The sequence below is a fragment of the Streptomyces sp. UNOB3_S3 genome, from assembly GCF_020740895.1.
Classification (GTDB): Bacteria; Actinomycetota; Actinomycetes; order Streptomycetales; family Streptomycetaceae; genus Streptomyces.
In genome coordinates this window covers 1-733 of the sequence record NZ_JAILXP010000749.1, presented here as the reverse complement: position 1 = coordinate 733, position 733 = coordinate 1, and the positions used below count along the sequence as shown (strand labels likewise).

At 72.4% G+C, this 733-nt stretch carries 1 protein-coding gene; it reads left to right on the top strand.

The window, feature by feature from the left end; all coding sequences use genetic code 11:
• Positions 1-35: 35 nt before the first annotated feature.
• On the top strand, positions 36-733 hold a 698-nt coding region (locus tag K6I33_RS35445; protein ID WP_229358891.1), incomplete at its 3' end, for an enoyl-CoA hydratase/isomerase family protein.

The window sequence follows — 733 nt, the reverse complement described above, 5'->3', positions numbered from 1 at the left end:
CCCGGCCCCCCCGACACCTGAGGAGAGCAACCGGCATGAGCACCCCCACCACCATCCGCTACGACCGCGGCGACGACGGCGTCGTCACCCTCACCCTCGACGACCCCACCCAGTCCGCCAACACCATGAACGACGCCTTCAAGGCGTCCCTCACGGCGGTCGCCGACCGCCTGGAGGCCGAGAAGGAGTCCGTCCGCGGCGTGATCTTCACCTCCGCGAAGAAGACCTTCTTCGCCGGTGGCGACCTCCGTGAGCTGATCAAGGCCACCCCCGCCGACGCCCAGCACGTCTTCGACGCCGGCATGACCGTCAAGCGCGACCTGCGCCGCATCGAGACCCTCGGCGTCCCCGTCGTCGCCGCGATCAACGGCGCCGCGCTCGGCGGCGGTTACGAGATCGCCCTCGCCTGCCACCACCGCGTCGCCCTCGACGCGCCCGGCACGAAGATCGGCCTGCCCGAGGTCACCCTCGGCCTGCTGCCGGGAGGCGGCGGCGTCACCCGCACCGTACGCCTCCTCGGCATCACCGACGCCCTCCTGAAGGTCCTCCTCCAGGGCACCCAGTACACCCCGCGCCGCGCCCTGGACGCGGGACTGATCCACGAGGTCGCCACGGACCCCGAGGACCTCCTCGCCAAGGCCCGCGCCTTCGTCGACGCCCACCCCGAATCCCGCCAGCCCTGGGACGAGAAGGGCTACAGGATCCCCGGCGGCACCCCCGCCAGCCCCCGCTT